At 59.5% G+C, this 16635-nt stretch carries 12 protein-coding genes; 3 read left to right on the top strand and 9 right to left on the bottom strand.

Features of this window, described 5'->3' with window-relative positions:
• Positions 1 to 11: 11 nt before the first annotated feature.
• On the bottom strand, positions 12 to 1190 hold the full coding sequence (locus WNY37_RS17135; protein WP_342974619.1) for a thiolase family protein: 1179 nt from the start codon (positions 1188 to 1190) through the stop codon (positions 12 to 14).
• A gap of 192 nt (positions 1191 to 1382) precedes the next feature.
• Between WNY37_RS17135 and WNY37_RS17140 the strand changes: the two genes are divergently transcribed.
• Complete coding sequence (locus tag WNY37_RS17140; RefSeq protein WP_342974620.1) at positions 1383 to 2519, top strand: zinc-binding dehydrogenase; 1137 nt, start codon at positions 1383 to 1385, stop codon at positions 2517 to 2519.
• Positions 2520 to 2584: 65 nt separating this feature from the next.
• On the opposite strand, the gene WNY37_RS17145 is transcribed toward WNY37_RS17140, so the two are convergent.
• The 8 genes from WNY37_RS17145 to WNY37_RS17180 all read right to left on the bottom strand — a co-directional run bounded on the left by WNY37_RS17145 (position 2585) and on the right by WNY37_RS17180 (position 14355).
• Complete coding sequence (locus WNY37_RS17145; protein ID WP_342974621.1) at positions 2585 to 2929, bottom strand: hypothetical protein; 345 nt, start codon at positions 2927 to 2929, stop codon at positions 2585 to 2587.
• A 167-nt stretch (positions 2930 to 3096) separates the two neighbouring features.
• Positions 3097 to 4701 carry a carboxylesterase family protein gene (locus WNY37_RS17150; RefSeq protein ID WP_342974622.1) on the bottom strand — a complete coding sequence of 535 codons (1605 nt, stop codon included), beginning with the start codon at positions 4699 to 4701 and terminating at the stop codon, positions 3097 to 3099.
• A gap of 261 nt (positions 4702 to 4962) precedes the next feature.
• Positions 4963 to 5565, bottom strand: a complete 603-nt coding sequence (locus WNY37_RS17155; protein WP_342974623.1) for a glutathione peroxidase — start codon at positions 5563 to 5565, stop codon at positions 4963 to 4965.
• Positions 5566 to 5629: 64 nt separating this feature from the next.
• Positions 5630 to 5998, bottom strand: a complete 369-nt coding sequence (locus tag WNY37_RS17160; RefSeq protein ID WP_342974624.1) for a DUF1801 domain-containing protein — start codon at positions 5996 to 5998, stop codon at positions 5630 to 5632.
• Between the two features lie 162 nt (positions 5999 to 6160).
• Positions 6161 to 8344, bottom strand: a complete 2184-nt coding sequence (locus WNY37_RS17165; RefSeq protein ID WP_342974625.1) for a M13 family metallopeptidase — start codon at positions 8342 to 8344, stop codon at positions 6161 to 6163.
• A gap of 89 nt (positions 8345 to 8433) precedes the next feature.
• Entirely contained in the window at positions 8434 to 11649 is a 3216-nt protein-coding gene (locus WNY37_RS17170) for an efflux RND transporter permease subunit (RefSeq protein WP_342974626.1), read from the bottom strand.
• The gene (locus WNY37_RS17175; protein WP_342974627.1) at positions 11646 to 12914 is read right to left on the bottom strand and encodes an efflux RND transporter periplasmic adaptor subunit; all 1269 of its coding nucleotides are present in this window, start codon (positions 12912 to 12914) and stop codon (positions 11646 to 11648) included. Before WNY37_RS17175 ends, WNY37_RS17170 begins: the two co-directional genes overlap by 4 nt.
• A gap of 16 nt (positions 12915 to 12930) precedes the next feature.
• Positions 12931 to 14355: an efflux transporter outer membrane subunit gene (locus WNY37_RS17180; RefSeq protein ID WP_342974628.1), complete on the bottom strand. Its 1425-nt coding sequence runs from the start codon at positions 14353 to 14355 to the stop codon at positions 12931 to 12933.
• Between the two features lie 201 nt (positions 14356 to 14556).
• On the opposite strand from WNY37_RS17180, the gene WNY37_RS17185 reads away from it, so the two are divergent.
• Positions 14557 to 15936, top strand: coding sequence for an ATP-binding protein (locus tag WNY37_RS17185; RefSeq protein ID WP_342974629.1), 1380 nt, complete (start codon positions 14557 to 14559; stop codon positions 15934 to 15936).
• Complete coding sequence (locus WNY37_RS17190; RefSeq protein ID WP_342974630.1) at positions 15936 to 16604, top strand: RluA family pseudouridine synthase; 669 nt, start codon at positions 15936 to 15938, stop codon at positions 16602 to 16604. Before WNY37_RS17185 ends, WNY37_RS17190 begins: the two co-directional genes overlap by 1 nt.
• The last annotated feature ends 31 nt before the right edge of the window (positions 16605 to 16635 follow it).

Genomic DNA, 16635 nt, shown 5'->3' on the forward strand with positions numbered 1-16635 from the left:
AAGGCCAGCTACTAGGCGCGCTCAACGCACATGGCGATTCCTTCGCCGCCGCCGATGCAGAGCGACGCAACGCCCTTCTTCGCATCGCGGTCTTCCATGGCTGCCAGCAGCGTCACGAGAATACGCGCCCCGGAGGCCCCAATCGGGTGGCCCATGGCGCAGGCGCCGCCGTGCACGTTCACGATATCATGTGAAATGCCGAGCTCTTTCATCGCGATCATCGGAACAACGGCAAAGGCTTCGTTGATCTCCCAGAGTTCAACGTCGTCCTTGGTCCAGCCCGCTTTTTCGAGGGCCTTCTTCATCGCGGGAACCGGCGCAGTCGTGAAGTATTCCGGCTCATGCGCATGGCTTGAAGACGAAACGATCTTCGCGATCGGCTTGAGGCCGCGCTTTTCGGCTTCGGACTGGGTCATCAGGACGAGCGCTGCAGCACCGTCAGAAATCGCAGACGCGTTCGCGGCCGTGACCGTACCGTCCTTGTTGAAGGCTGGGCGCAGCGTCGGGATCTTGTCCGGGCGGGCCGTGCGAGGAAGCTCGTCGGTGTCGACGGTGACATCACCCTTGCGGGTCTTCATCGTGACCGGCGTGATCTCGCGCTTGAATTTGCCAGCTTCGGTCGCCTTCTTCGCGCGGTCCAGCGTTTCGAGGGCGTAGGCATCCTGCTGTTCACGCGTGAACTGGTATTCGCGCGCGATCATGTCAGCGAAGTTACCCATCGGCCCGCCTGCATAGGCATCTTCAAGGCCATCCGTCGCCATGTGGTCCTTCATGCTGGTGGCGCCATATTTGTGGCCCTTGCGCAGATCGACAAGGTGCGGCGCATTGGTCATGGATTCCATACCGCCGACGACGATGACATTTGCATTGCCTGCAGCGATCGCATTGGCGCCCATCACGGTTGCCTGCAAGCCGGAGCCGCACATCTTGTTGATCGTGGTCGCTTCGGTGCCCTTGTCGAGACCGGCCTTGATCGCCGCCTGACGCGCCGGCGCCTGGCCCTGGCCGGCCGGGAGGCAGTTGCCCATGATGATTTCGTTGACTTCGTCGGCGCCGAGCTTGGCTTCGTCTGCGGCCGCTTTTACGGCGAGCGCGCCGAGTTCATTGGCAGAGAGGCCGGAAAGGTCCCCCAGCAGTCCACCCATTGGGGTGCGTGACATACCTACAATTACGATGGGGTCCTGAGCCATTATTTCCTCCAGTGGTCTCTGTGATGTTGCGTGTGCGAAGATGTGCGCTTCCGTGGCCGCAGCGTCAAGGCCTACCGCCTTCTATGTCGCGCCTGTTTAGCAAAACTGAGGACCTCCATGCCGCGCTTGTATTGAAGGGCACGAGCCTTCATCCTGCCCGCCAACAGAACGAGACAAATCAGGAGGTTACCCATGTCGAACTCAATTCCGGACACCGCGCTACAGCTGCGGTCCGAAGTCAAATCCTCTGGCGAGCTGGAGCTCTCGCTCGCCGAGGTTTCCGTTCCGACGCCCGGCGAAAACGACATCCTCATTCGTATCGCAGCCACCCCTATCAACCCGTCAGACCTCGGCCTGCTGGTCGGGGCCGCTGACCTGTCGACGGCAACCCAGTCCGGCACGGCGGATCGCCCCGTGATAACGGCGAAGATACCTGAGCAAGCCATGCGGGCGATGAAAGCGCGTGTCGGCCAATCCCTTCCTGTTGGCAATGAAGGCGCTGGTACGGTCGTTGCCGCGGGCTCGTCGGATGCAGCGCAAGCCCTGATGGGCAAGCTGGTGACAGGCCTCGGCGGTGAGTTCTACGGCGAGTACCGGATGCTAAACGTGGCGCAAGTCATGGAATTGCCAAACGGCGCGAGCGCCCGCGATGGCGCGTCGTGTTTCGTGAACCCGCTGACCGCTCTCTCCTTTCCCGAAACGATGCGCATGGAAGGCCATGAAGGCCTCGTTCATACCGCCGCCGCATCGAACCTTGGCCAGATGCTCAACAAGATCTGCATCGCTGATGGCGTGCCGCTGGTGAACATCGTCCGCAAACCGGAACAGGAAAAGATCCTGCGCGATCTCGGCGCGAAATACATCGTCAACTCCAGCAGCGACAGCTTTATGAAAGACCTGATTGCGGCCCTCGCAGAGACGAAGGCGACACTCGGCTTTGACGCTATTGGTGGCGGACCGCTCGCTGGCCAGATTCTCACGGCGATGGAGGCCGCGGCGAATATGGGCGCGGAATATAGCCGATATGGCTCAGCCAAGCCCAAGCATGTCTACATCTATGGCCGCCTCGACATGAGCCCGACCACCATACCGCCTGGCGTCGGCATGGCCTGGAGCACAGGCGGCTACCTTCTGACCTACTTCCTGCAGAAGATCGGTGCCGAAGGCCGCGCCAAACTGCGCAAGCGCGTCATGGATGAGCTGAAAACCACTTTCGCCAGCCACTACACCGATGAAATCTCGCTGAAGGACGCGCTAAACGTCGAGACGCTGAAGTCGTACAACGCCAAACGCACAGGCGAGAAGTTCCTGATCAACCCGTCGTTCTAGACAAGGAAATGGGGGCGTCCCGACAGGAACGCCCCCTCACTTTGTCCTCGCAATAGACGCGAAGGTTATTCGTTGATTTTAACCGTGACCGTCCCGAGTGTCGGGCTGGTGACTTCAAATTCATCGCCAGCGCTCTTGCCTTCGGGATACTCGGTGCAGGATTCCGTTGGCGACAGTGTGGACGTGGTGCAAAGTGAGTCGCCCTCGATGCGCCATGAACCGGTAAAGCTCGACCCCATCGCAACGCCGCTATAGGTGCCGTCTTCATTGTAGTCGATCGGGATGGACAAGCCCTGCGTCGTGATCACCGCATCATTGGCGATGAGGACGTTCAGCGTGTCATTCCCCTCAGCATAGGCGGCCGACGAGATGCAAGCAGCCGCAGCCAGAACGAAAACAGTTTTCTTCATTTATTTTTCTCCCAAGGTATTATCGGAGCATCATACATGACGTTCTCTCACCCTCAAAGATAAATGTAGTTAAGTATCGGACTTATTCTGCACTTTCGCCGACAGCATGAAAAACGGGCGCCCCTATGCAGAGCGCCCGCTTCAGAATAATCAGTCTGGCCAGTGGGTTAGCGGCCTGCGCCTAAAATCTCGCGGGCGCCAGCTTCCGGTTTGGCGATCATCTTCGGCTCGACATTCAACTCCATCACCATTTGCGTATCCGGCTGGTAAGGCTGCCACTCTGGCAGGAGGTCCGACGATGGCGTGCCTGTCTTCGCAAAGCTGATCCAGGCATCGGACATCATCTCGCCCATCGCCACAGGACCTTCTCCTGAGCCAACCAGCACGCGAGACTCCTCGACATTGTCGAACATGAACGGAATATCGAGCGTGTGCGGGCTTTTCAGGATGCCGCCATTGGTGTCGGTCTCATAGGTCAGCCAGTACACATAGACCGGCGCACCACCCTGCCGGGCTTTCTGCGCCGCGAGGATATGCGTGCCCTGCATGAAGCGAGCGGTCTGGGCGCGGATCGCGATATAGGTTGGCGTCTCATCAGGCAGCTCTCCGCGGTAATACTCGACCAGAGCCGGTCCTTGCGGACCAAAACTGGGCGCCATCTTGTCGAGATCTTCATCATCAAGCACACCGAACCAGGGCTGGGCGGCCATGAAGATCGTCATTTCGTCCTTGTTGGAGCCGATCAGGATAGGAATATCCTTCGACTGCTCGGGACCTGCAGGAATGAACGGATTGCTCGGCAGGACGACATCATCAACGATCGGTCCGAACCGCATACCGCCGATGCTGCGACCGGCTTCAAGAAGCTCTTCAGCCGGTATGGCACGGAGGTCTTCAACGGTCTCGATGCCCGTGGCCGTCAGCAGTTTGTCGGTAAACTCGGCCGCCTCCTCTTTCTTGCCTGACGTCACAGCGGGGCCAGACTGGATGATGGCCTTGTGGAAGAGACCGTCCGCAGCCGGCGTGGCCAGCAGGTGCGAGACCTTCGAGCCGCCGCCGGACTCGCCCATGATCGTGACATTGTCGGGGTCGCCACCAAACGCCTCGATATTGTCGCGCACCCATTCAAGCGACGCGACGAGGTCCAGATTTCCGAGGTTGCCAGAGGCTGCATAATCCTCACCGAACTTGTCGCCGAGATAGAGATAGCCGAACACGTTGAGACGGTGATTCACCGTCACAACGACGACATCGCCCTTTTCGGCAAGGTTTCGTCCATCATAGGCCGGCCAGCCACCAGAGCCGTAAGCGTATCCGCCGCCATGAAACCAGACCATGACAGGCCGTTTCTTGTCGTCGGCAGCGGGCGTCCAGACATTCAGAAACAGCGCGTCTTCATTGTCGATCTTGGCTTCGGTGTAGGTCGGGAAAATCGTCTGCATCTGACGTGACCAGTCAGAGGTACGCGGCCCACTCGCGCTGTACATCTGCATAGCTGGCGCGCCGAGATCGGTGGCGTCATAGATGCCGTCCCAGTCATCGGGCTTCTGCGGCGGCATGAAACGCAGCTCGCCAATGGGTGCCTTGCCATAGCGCAGGCCGAGATATTCCTCGATGCCACGATCGACGAGTCCTTGTACATCGCCGTGCTCAGTCGTCACAATCGGCGTGGCATCCGGGATGCCGGTGTCCTGCGCGAAAGCAGGCGTGAGCGACGCACCGGCCGCAATCACGCTGGCCGTGAGCCATGTTTTGAGCTTTGACCTCAGCATGGGTTTCCTCCTGATTTTTCTGATTTGATTAGTGTGGAGCGCTGATCTGCGGCCCCTGCCAGACCGACCTCAATCGGCGGACAAGACAGGCCTGATTGACGACAAAAATCGCCGCAAGCTGCATGGGCCAGCGTACAGCCATTCGCTGTCCGGCATCGCGGCGCAGAGCCCGACGTAAATATGCGGAACATGTTCAACTCCCATCTGGACCATCCTTCTTGCGAGATGATCTTCGATGAGAAGAAACAAGCACAGTTGACGCTAGTTGGCTAGCGCGTTCTCGATGTCCGCCACCAGGATTTCATCGCCCGGTTTCACAGATGACGGATAGGCCTTGAGAACATCGCCAGACTTGCTGACGAGAACCTTGTGAAAATTCCATTTCGGCTCGGCAGCTTCGCCGAGCCCCGTCTTGGCAACCTGCCAGAATTCATGCTGTTCGGGCCCGATCGCATGCACCTTTGATGTCAGCGGGAAATCAACCCCGAAATTGATCTCGCAGAACGTCTTGATCTCTTCTTCGGTGCCAGGCTCCTGACCGCCAAAATCGTTCGAGGGCGCGCCAACAACCGTGAAGCCCTGCTGCTCAAACCGGTCATGCAGGGCCTGCAGCCCTTCATATTGAGGGGTGTAGCCGCACTTGGAGGCGGTGTTCACCACCAGGAGGACCTCTCCTTCAAAATCGGCTAGCGGCATGTCTTTGCCGTCGATGGACTTGAAAGCGACATCGTGAACATTGGCGGTCATCTGATCGGTCTCGCTGATCTCTGATGTGGAGGCGTTTGCTTCGCCATCGTCTGCGCTCTGGGCGGCGCCGGAACAGGCCGTCAGGGCAAATATGGCAAATAGGGCTGGTCGAAGCATCGTGAGAATTCCTTGCTTGATGAAGACCAACTTAAGCCAATTGCGTCCATCGCCAAGATGAAATCTATCTGACCCGCGCCGGATCCACCTCATCGAGTTGAACGGCGCGGTCGATAATATCGAGAAGCTCATCGTCAATATCGCTCGGCGAGCGCACTTTCACATGGCGCAGCATCTTCCCGCTTCCTTCGATCCGGCCGATATAATCCTTCGCAAGACGCGCGCCCGACCATAACTGCAGGTTGCAATGACGCGAATGGGCGATGACCGAGAATATGCGCTCATGACCGAACCAGCACGGATAGTTCCAGGCCAGTGTTGCTTTAAGGCCCGGATGCTGAGCAATGATCGCCTGAGCCAACCGGATCGCAATGGGTTTCATGGGTCCTTCGAGGTCGTCGAAATACGATTGAACGGCGTTTGGCATTGGCATGGCTGTGCCCTCCCCAGAGCATCAATCCTGGAATGAAATGACAATCCAGCTGGGTTGTGAAGACTGATAATCCATTTTTTTTCATCCGCAGGCTGAACGAACAGAAAAAAAGGGCCAGCTTTTCGCCGGCCCTTTTCATCTGTTCTGCTGAAGCTTCAACGGCTACCAGATGCGGATACGTTCTTCAGGCGGAAGATAAAGTTCATCCTCTGGAGTGACGTTAAATGCGTCATACCACTCGTCCAGGTTGCGGACGACGCCGTTTACGCGATAAACCGGCGGCGAATGCGGGTCCGTCAGTATACGCTGGCGAAGAGCATCGTCGCGGTATTTCGTCCGCCAGACCTGCGCCCAGGACATGAAGAAACGCTGGTCACCGGTCATCCCGCCCAGCACGGGCGCTTCCTCGTCGGCGCTGATTTCGCCGTCGCCATTTTCGTCGAGGCTCATCTTGTACGCCTTGTAAGCCATCGACAGGCCACCAAGGTCACCGATGTTTTCGCCAAGGGTCAGGCGTCCGTTCACGCAGGTCTCCCCCTCATCGATCGGGCAGTACTGATTGTACTGACCGACAAGCGCGTCGGTTAGCGCCTTGAACGCAGCCTCATCTTCCGGCGTCCACCAGTTGCGAAGCACGCCGTCGCCATCGGATTTTGCGCCCTGATCGTCAAAGCCGTGGCCCATCTCATGGCCAATCACGCCGCCAATGGCGCCGTAATTGATCGCGGGGTCAGCCGAGATGTTGAAGAAAGGCGGCTGCAGGATGGCGGCCGGAAAAACAATCTCGTTGCGGTTCGGCGAGTAGTAGGCATTGACCGTCTGCGGCAGCATGAACCATTCGGTCTTGTCGATCGGCCCGCCAAGGTTGGACATCATGTCCTCAAACGCCCAGCGATTGGCCTCCATGTCATTCTCGAATGCATCATCACCGACAGTCAGGTCGTCATAGGTCTCGAACTTCTCGGTGTAGCCGATCTTCGGCGTGAACTTGTCAAGCTTGGCATAGGCTTCCGGTTTGGTGTCTTCGCTCATCCATGTGATCTCATGGAGGTTGTCAGCCATCGCCTTTCTGAGATTGCCGACCAGCTCGTCCATCGCAGCCTTGTTTTCAGGTGGGAAGTAGCGCTCAGCGTACACCTTGCCGACGCCCTCGCCGAGCGCGCCTTCGACCGATTGCACGCCGCGCTTCCAGCGCTCGCGCTGTTCTTCCTGACCGTTCAGCAGCTTGCCGTAGAGCGCAAAGCTTGCCTCGTCGATCTTCGCCGGCAACACGTCGGAGCGGTTCGACAGAAAGTGGGCCGCCGAATAGGCTTTCCAGGTTTCGATTGGCTCATTCGCCATCAGGTCGAGCAGGCCGACAATGCCGCCGCCGGAAATATCCGCGAGTTGTTCTTCGGTCAGGCCGTAATCGGACACTTCCTGTGGCGTTGGCGAGAGCTGGCGCACGACGTATGCCGCTTCATCATCAATGCCGAGCGTCTCCAGAATGGTTTGCATCGGGAAGTCCGGCTCCAGCGCCACCAACTCAGCCTTGGAAAGCTTGTTGTAAGTCAGGTTGCGGTTGCGGCTGACCGTGCGGTCCCAGTGGGCTTTGGCGATCTTCGTTTCCAGGTCGAAGACGGCTTCGGCCCATTGCGCTGGCTCCGGATAACCTGCTTCGCCGAGAAGAAGCGTCAGATAGGCCTTATAGGCCTCGCGATATTCGAGATTTTTCTCGCTATCTTCCAGGTACTGGTCGCGGTCCGGCAGGCCAAGTCCCGCTTGCGTGATGTAGAAGATGTAGCTGTCAGTGTCTTTGGAATCGACGTCGACCCAACCGGTGACAGGGGAGTCGAAGCCAGGCGTCGCGAACAGCTTGGCCAGATCATCGCGTGTCTCCAAGCTGGCGATCTTGTCCAGATAAGGCTGCGCGGGCGCCATGCCCTTCGCTTCAATGGAATCGGTATCGAGATAGGCATTGTAATAAGCAGCGATTTTGCCTTCCAGCGTGCTCGGATCAGGCTGCGCTTCGGCGAGATCATCAATGATAAAGCGTACGCGCTGTTCGGACTTCTCACGCAGCAGCGTGAAAGAGCTGTAGCTCGTCCGGTCGGCCGGGATTTCGAAGTCGTCGTACCAGGTGCCATTGGCATAAGAGAAGAAATCGTCGCCCGGGTCGACATCAGGCTTCATCGAGACCAGATCGAGCCCAAACTCGCCCCAGTCATCCCTGGAAACTGTGACCACTTCCCTCGTATCGGCTGGTGGCTCAACCACCGCAACAGTCTCTGTCTGGTCAGGCACCGTCGTGGTGGTGCAAGCCGCCAGCACAGCCAAAGCCGAGCCGCTCAGGAATAGTGATCGCATTCTTCGTCTCCTCGAAGCAAATGATTGCAAGATGAACTTGTTTTTAGGGCACAGCCGCCCACAATCCACCCTTCATTTGCACCCGGAGACTACTCGGCGGGGTGTGCGCGACCTCCATGAGAGGAGCCGATAAGTTCTTCCTCGTCGATGTTCACTTCACCCTCATAGGATTCGCCGATCTGGCGATAAGGGCGACCACCCCAGGTCCAGCGGAAGATGCGTCCGACTTCACAGCCGACCGCATAAAGCGCGGGCACCATGAGGAGCGACACAAACAGCGCAAAGGCGACAGCTGAACCGAGCGACACCACCATCGGCTTCAGGAACTGAGCCTGCACCGACTTCTGCGTGATCATCGGCAGAATGCCCACAAAGGTCGTCACAGACGTCAGGAGCACGGGACGGAAACGCGAAACGCCAGCATCGACGATCGCCTGCAGCGCGCCTGCGCCTTCATCCCGGCGCCTGTTGATATAATCAACGAGCACAAGGTTATCGTTGATCACAACGCCGGCTGCGGCGCCGATACCGAACAGCGAGAAGATCGCCATCGGGACGCCAAACAGGACATGCCCGAACGCCGCACCCGCATATCCGAACGGAATGGCGACCATCAGCAATAAGGGCTGCGAATACGATTGGAAGGCAATCGCCAGCAATATGTACATCGCAACGAAGGCGATGAGATAGAGCTTGATGATATCCCCGAAGAACTCAGCCTCCGACTGGGCTTCACCAATCGCACCCCGCGTAATCTGCGGGTACTTCTTGGCGAATTCCGGCCAGAAATTGGTTTCCATGTCCTGCGAGATCTGCGCGCGGGTGCCATCGCCGACCAGGTCCGCGAACACGGTGACCGACCGCTTGCGCTCCCGGCGCAGGATGCGGTTGATGCCGGGGGCAAACTCGATCTCGGCGACCTGGGCGAGCGGGATTTCCCGCCCATCCGAGGTCCGGATACGAAGGTCACGCAGACTGTCGAGGGAGCGGCGGTCGCTCTCAGGATAGCGCACCATGACGCGCACATCGTCGCCGTCGCGCGGCAGGCGCTGGGCCTCGATACCGTAATAGGCCGCACGCACCTGTGAGGTCACGTCGCTGAGCGTGATGCCCAGTGTCGTGGCACCCGGTTTCAGACCAAGCCGGATTTCCTCGGCGGCCGAGGAGAGGTTGTCGCTGATGTCATACGTCTCTGCATATGTTGCAAGCTGGGCTTTTACTTCATCAGCCGCTGCCCGAAGCAGATCGAGATCGTCATGGTTCAACGCAAAGCGGATCGAATTGCTGGAGTTGTTCACCGTGAACGCGAAGTTCACTTCCTCAGCATCCGGCACATCCCCGAAATGGTCGCGGATTTCGTCCGAGATCATCTTGGTCGTCACGCCGGTCGGGCGCTCTTCGGCAGGCATAAGCCCAATAAAGGATTGAAGACGGCCCTCCTCGGCGATGATTGAAACATCCCCAATCAGCGGATCGGTGAGTTCCGGATATTGCTGGGACAGCGCCTCACGCGACTCCTCGACAGCAACGCGAAGCTGGTCGCGGATTTCCAGTGACCGCGATTGCGGCGTGCCATCCGGCAGGTCGACGCTGACCTGAATAAGATCATCCTCAATGTCGGGCATCACGCGTACAGGCAGAATCTGCATGCTAACCAGCATCACCGCCCAGACGAAGGTCGCGGTGAACACAGCGATCGTCACGTAGCGATACCTTACGGCCGCTTCGAGCAGAGGTTTGTAAATCTTGTTCGCGAACGTGATCAGGCTGTCTGCAATCGTCTGCTGCAAGCGCAGCACCTTGCCTATCGGACCGGTGAACTTCTGTGGCTCCATATGGCCCAGGTGAGCCGGCAGGATGAACAGGGACTCGATCAGCGAGAAGGTCAATGCCGCGATCACGACATAGGAAATCTGTGATGTGAACTGGCGCTCCGGTCCCGGAAGGAACATCCACGGCGCGAACATGATCATGGTCGTGATAACACCGAACATGACAGGCTTCAGCACCAGCTGCGTGCCAACTGTGGCCGCGTCCAGGCCTTGCCCGCGTCCGCTTTCGACTTCCTTGTGAATGTTCTCGCCGACAACGATCGCGTCATCGACGACAACACCAATTACGAGCAGCACCGCAAACAGCGACAGGAAGTTCAGCGAAATCCCGAAGAGTGGCAGGATCAGCATACCGCCAGCGAATGCGGTGCCGATACCGATCGTCACCCAGAACGCCACGATCGGGCGCAGGAACAGAAGCAGGATGATGAGCACCAGGATCATCCCCTGCACAGCGGCAGAGGTGATGGTTTTCATGCGGCCGGTATAGACTTCGGACTGGTCGAACAGGAGGTCGATACGAAGACCTGTCGGCAGGCCCACTTGCCCCTTGCCGCTATTGGCACGCTCGACATAATCGAGAATGCCTTTCGAGTAGGCTTCGATGTCCATTTTTTCAGGCGTCTGCACCATGACGAAAGCGGTCGGCTCGCCATCAAATGTCGCGTCAAGCTCGCCATCGACGAAGCCGTCAATCACTGTTGCCACGTCGCGAATGCGGATGGTGCCACCATCCAGCGTTTCGCGAACGATGATGTCCTCGAAATCCTCGCGCGTATCGGCAAGTTTGCGCGCCTGCACAGCCACCGTTCCGGTGTCGGTGCGCACATTGCCGCCCGATGAATTCAGCGATGAATTACGCACCGCCTGCGCCACTTCGGCGAAGCTGAGATTGTAGCGGCGAAGCGCTTCTTCAGACACCTCGATAGAGACTTCCTCGCCGAGCGTGCCCCAGACTTGCGCAAGCTCGCCGCCATCAATCAACGCAACATCGTCGCGCACTTCTTCAGCGTAATATTTCAGTGTCTTGCGATCGACATTGCCGTGAACGGCGAGGCCGATATAGGGATTTTCCTGCCGCCAGCGCTGCACCTGAGGCGGGAAGGATGATTGCGGCAGATTGGAAATTGTGTCGACCCGGCGCTTAACCTCGTCAACGAACTCGTCGATGTCGACGTCCAGTTCGGATTCGAGGTTTACATAGCCGACGCCTTCGCGCGCCGTGCCAGTCAGGCGTTTCAGGCCGTCAATATCAGCGACCACTTCCTCAAGACGCACAACAATCTGGTCTTCCACGTCCTGCGGGGACGCGCCCGGCCAGGCGATTGAAACCGAGGCGCCGTTAAAGTCCGCCGCGGGAAAAGCTTCCTTTTCAAGACTTAGAAAGCCGAACGTGCCGCCGATGAAGGCGATAACCATCAACAGGTTCGCCGCAATTGAATTCCTTGCCCACCAGGCGACCAGACCGTTCATTGTTCCACTCCGTCCATATCACCGGCGGCCAGGGCAGCCTCGTCTTCGGAATCGGTATCCGGCTTGTTACGAGGCGTGCGCTGGATCAGTTCGCCATCGGGCATCCGCTCGACAACCTGGATGGTCATGCCATCAAACGCCGCCTGGATGGGCGAGATGATCGCAAGCTCGCCCGGCTCAACACCGTCGGCGACGTATGCACCTTCCGCATCGCTGTAGACGACATCGACTTCGCGAATGTCCAGCTTGCCGGCAGGGCCGTCGCCGATGAAGACCTCATCCACACCGCGAAGGGCAGAGCGAGGCACGCGTACCAGGCCTTCAATATAACGGCCCTCGATTTCAGCATTGACGAACAGGCCAGGCGCCATCGGCACACCGTCATCCGAACCGGCACCATACGGGTCTTTCAGTTCGGCAATCGCGTTGACCAGGCGGGTTTGCGGATTGATCGCGGCGGACGTCCGGGCGATGCGGCCTTCCCACTGACGCGGTTGACCTGCAACATTTGCAGTAAAGATCACGTCAGGCCCTTTTTCGGTGGACGACTCAGCAAACGCCAATGGCAGGCCAACCCGGCCAAGCTCTTCGTCAGACAGCGGCAGGGAAACCTCGACGACATCGGTCGCGAAGATCGTTCCGAGCGACTGGCCCGGGCCGACATACTGGCCAAGGTCGGCGCTGCGTTCGCGAACCCGGCCTGAGAACGGAGCCGTCACTGCGGTCCGGTTCAGCGCCAGTTGAGCATCGGCCAGCTGGGCCTTGGCAGAGTCCAGGGACGCGCGCGCTTCGGCGAGTTGTGGCTCACGACGAGCAAGCGGACTGGTTTCTGTAATACCGAGCTCTTCGAGGTCCTGCTGGGCCAGTTCGGCCTCGGCTTCTTCGCGGGCGAGGCGCTGTTCAGCTGATGCAACGCCAGACTGCGCGCGAACAATCGCAAGCCGATAGTCCTCGGATTCAAGACGAACCAGAACCTGCCCCTCACGAATAAAGCCGCCATCGATAAAATCAGGGGACACGTAAGAGATGCGGCCATTGATTTGCGGCGCCACGACGATCTGGCGCTTCGGCTTGACCTCACCCTGGGCCTTCACGGTCAGAGACAGGTCCCTTATTTCCGCTGCCTCCGCAAAAACGGACAGGCCACGCGGCTCTTCTTCGGCGCGCTCAGGTTGCGGCTTCAAGGCCTGCATCAGGACAAAGCCACCCACGACCAGGCCGGCCAGAACCAGGACGGGCAATATGAGCATTATGATACGTTTCATGGGAGGTCTCTGTGATTTACGGCGTTATGGTATCAGAATTTTGAGAACCCGGCTCTCCCGGGATCCCGCCTCCAAGTGCCAGATGGAAGGCAATGCGGTTCGAAATGCGCGCTGAACGCGCGGCAATGAGATTGCTTTCTGCATTCAGTCTACGGGTCTGGGCGTCGATCAGATTGAAAATAGTGACCAGGCCATTGGTGTACTGGCGCGTGGCAATCACCTCAGCTTCTCTGGCTTCTTCCAGCGCTCGGGACTGGGCGTCCACCTGCTGGGCGAGAAGCGCATCGGCCGCGAGGGCGTCTTCCACTTCGCGCCAGGATGAAAGGACAGTCGCGGCATAGTTCGCGACAGCCACTTCGGCATTTGCGATCGCCGCATCGCGATCCGCGCGCAGCGACCCACCATTAAAGACAGGCTGAACGAGGCTCGCGATAGCATTGGCCGCAATTCGCGAAGGATCAAACAGGTCTGACAGATCAGTTTCATTGTTACTGGCCGACGCTGAAAGGCTGAGGCTTGGCAGCATGGCGAGGCGCGCCTGCTCTGCCTGCAGGCCTGCAGCGACAACGCGTGCCTCGGAGGCGGCAACGTCCGGGCGCCGTGCAAGCAACATGGCGGGCGTACCACCCGCGGAGATAGGTTCGAGGTCCGGCAAGCTCGCTGGCGCATCAATCTCGTTCGCCGGATAGCGACCGAGCAGAATTTCAAGACGGCGAACGGCGTTGCCGCTGGCAAGGCGGCGTGCCGCGATGGCCGCTTCGGCCGTGGCGACAGCACTGCGGGCGGTGCGCACGTCGAGCGCATCGGTCAGCCCGCGCGCAACGCGGCGCTCCGTGAGCTCGAGGATACGCTGGCGTGCTTCAAATGTCTGTACGGCGACGCGCTCCTGAGAGAGCGCCTCATTAAGATCGGTCCAGGCAATTGCGGTTTGCGCAGCCAGTGACAGGCGCGCCGCGGCCAGATCAGCTTCGCTGGCTGCCAGGCGTGCTTCAGCCGCGTCGATGCCCGCGCCAATGCGGCCCCACAGGTCCGGCGTCCACGAAGCATCTGCGCGAAGTCCGTAGGTCGGGTCGGTAAACCGATCATCGACGCTCGGCGCGTAGGATGACGTAACACCCGCAGAGGCACCGATGGACGCATTCGGCAGCGAACGGCCATAAACGCCGCGCGCCTGCGCCCGCGTCGCCTCGACGACATAATACTGGGCGCGAATGTTCGGATTGGCGCGAAGGGATTCGGCCACCAGTTCCTGCATCATCGGGTCGTTGAACTGCTCAATCCAGTCACCGCTCGGCAACTCGCCCGAAACGCCAGCCGCAGACCAGGCCGCAGGCGCATCCGGCGCAACCGCGAATATCTCTACAGGATCGCCGGAAATGCCCCGCGCAGTCGCGCATCCGGACAATACCAGGAGTCCCAGTATGGCGGTGTGCTTGTTCATTAGACCCTCATCTATTCTCAATCGTCACCTACGAGCGTACTACTCGACTGTCAACAAAAAATTATCGAAATTCAATATCCGCTAATTTTAGTTGTAGTTGCAACACATGAACGTTGAGAAACTGTAGATATTGCGGCGACCGGGTGACGTTTTCGCTATAGTGAGACTTGCAGAACACACCCAATCTTGGTTTGAAAACAAATGTCATCGACTGATCGCACCTCCGAGACACCACCCAGCCGCCGGCCGGAACGGGCGAGGGACTTCCTTGTCCTGACGGCTTCGGGCTGCGCGCTCATCGCCCTGCTTAGCGCGTCCGGCGCGCTGGGCTGGATTGAGGGGCTGACGGCCTGCATGGTGCTTTGCGCCGGCTCACTGGCCTATTTCGTCGGGTCCGTTCCGCCCGAGCGGATCCAGGAAGACGTCGCGCCCAATGGCGGAACTGACGTCTCGGCCAATACCTCCGTCCGCAAGATGATCGAGGCCCTGCCCTTCCCGGCCTTTCACATTACGCCCGACAATCGCATCGACGCCCTGAACGATCATGTGAGGCATCTATTTCGCATGTCGCAGGCGCAGGGCGCGCTGAAATCTGTCGCGATCCGTCAGCCGGACCTCCTGACCGCCACAGACCGCGTGGCCCGGACAGGCGCCAGCGAACGGGTCGAGTTCATGACCGGCGAGGGCGACGAGCTCTGGCTGGCTCACCTGACCGCCGGGATCGCCCCTCAGAGCGTCTTCATCTTCCTTGAAGACCGGACGGCCGTTCACCGCGCCGAGCGCGCCCGCGCGGACTTCCTTGCGAATGCCAGCCACGAGCTGCGCACGCCGCTGACCGCGCTGGCGGGCTTCATCGAGACGATGCGCGGTCCGGCCAAGAATGATCGCGATTCCTGGGATGGATTCCTGGAGATCATGCACCAGCAAACCGACAGGATGCGCCACCTGGTGTCCGACCTGCTGTCGCTGTCCCGGATTGAGTTCAGCGAGCACCGCCCACCTGACTCGATCATCGACCTCTCTGAAGTGCTGAGCCAGACAGTGCTCGCCCTGGAGCCCATCGCTGCAGAGCGCTCGATCACCCTCAAACTGGAGGGCGGTGAAGACAAAGTCCGGATTACCGCCAAGTGGGATGAGATCGCACAGGTCATCCAGAACCTCGTCGGAAACGCGCTCAAATATTCGCCCTCTGGCGGCACGGTCAGGGTGATGGCTGGCACGTCGCCGTCCATGCTTGATGCAGGCCGCAAGGCGACCGGCAATCAACCAGAAGCGACGCGTGCCATCCTGCTGCAGCCACGGGCCTCAGCAGAGGTCCCAGCGGCCTGGGTGCGCGTCGAGGATGACGGCCAGGGCATCGCCCGAAAGCACCTTGCCCGCCTCGGCGAGCGCTTCTACCGCGCCGATGAAAGCCGTGGTGGCTCGATTGAGGGCACAGGACTGGGACTCGCCATCGTCAAGCACATCATGGCGCGTCATCGCGGCGGCCTCGGCGTGGCCAGCGAAGAAAGCAAAGGGGCCGCCTTCGGTGTCTGGCTGCCAGTGGCTGAAAAATCGGCCGCGACAAGCGCTGACGACTGATGCGGACGGTCCCCGAAGCGCCGCCCTACAATCCGGACCCCGGCCTCAAGCTTGAGATTGTCTATCAGGACGACGCGCTGCTCGCCGTGAACAAGCCGTCGGGCCTTCTATCCGTGCCCGGTAAGGGCGACGCCCGCCAGACCAGCGCCCTCAGCCTGCTGCAGGCCGATCACGGATGGCTGGGGGTCGTCCACAGGCTGGATATGGATACGTCCGGCCTCCTGATCTTTGCGCGCACGACCGAAATGATGAAGGCCCTGTCCAGAGCCTTCGCGGAAAGCGCGGTCGACAAGCGCTACATCGCCTGGGTCGAAGGCGAACCGGACGGCGATAGCGGACAGATCGACCTGCCGATTGGCCGCGACTGGGACGCGCGCCCCCTGCGCAAGATTGACCGGGTCAGCGGCAAGCCTTCCAGCACGATATGGCACAAGCTGGAGGTCAGCTCTGGCAAAACCAGGCTTGAACTTGAACCGCTGACTGGCCGTACACATCAGCTGCGCCTTCATTGCGCAGCCATCGGTCATCCAATCCTGGGCGACCGGCTATATGGCAACCCAGCAACAGCGCAGCGACTTTGTCTGCATGCCTTGTCGCTGCGGCTCACTCACCCCGCCACGGGCAATCAACTGCATTTAAAGGCAGAGCTGACCTTCAGCGCCGACTAAAGAATCGCACATGTTTTCTGCTTGAAAGCGG

This window comes from Henriciella sp. AS95, assembly GCF_038900055.1.
Taxonomy (GTDB): Bacteria; Pseudomonadota; Alphaproteobacteria; order Caulobacterales; family Hyphomonadaceae; genus Henriciella.